This is a genomic window from Mesorhizobium sp. M1A.F.Ca.ET.072.01.1.1, from assembly GCF_004023325.1.
Classification (GTDB): Bacteria; Pseudomonadota; Alphaproteobacteria; order Rhizobiales; family Rhizobiaceae; genus Mesorhizobium.
The window spans coordinates 1-417 of the sequence record NZ_RZSF01000764.1 but is presented as its reverse complement, the minus strand read 5'-3'; the positions used below and the strand labels follow the sequence as shown (position 1 = coordinate 417).

Genomic DNA, 417 nt, shown 5'->3' with positions numbered 1-417 from the left:
GGATTCGTAGAGATAGGGCCCGAGCGCCAGCGCCAGGAAAAGCATGACATAGAACAGCGGCGCTATCCTGAAATAGCGGCGCGTCCAGAATTTCAGCCAGGTCTCCGGCCTTTGCCAAGGCTCGTTGTCCTGGCGAAGCTGGTAGTGGAACACCATCAGGAAACCGGACAGCATGATGAAGAGATCAACGCCGAGATCCGGTTCGCCCAGGATCGGAACACGCCAGCCGGTCAGAAGCAGACAGTGCCCGACAAGCACCCACATCGCGGCAAGCGCCCGAAGCCCGTCCAGGCATTCGACACGGGACCGGGTCATGCCGAACTCCTTGAGAGCGGGAGCTTCAGCAATGCAAATCGTTCACCGAGGCAGGCCGGTGGCCGGGATGATGCTGACACGCCAAAAACCTTGTCAGAAAAC

The 417-nt window shown here is 59.5% G+C and carries 1 protein-coding gene; it reads right to left on the bottom strand.

Going from position 1 to position 417, the window contains the following annotated elements:
* Positions 1–315: acyltransferase family protein (locus EOA32_RS37920; RefSeq protein ID WP_145971540.1), on the bottom strand; the 315-nt coding region annotated here is incomplete at its 3' end.
* Positions 316–417: the final 102 nt, after the last annotated feature.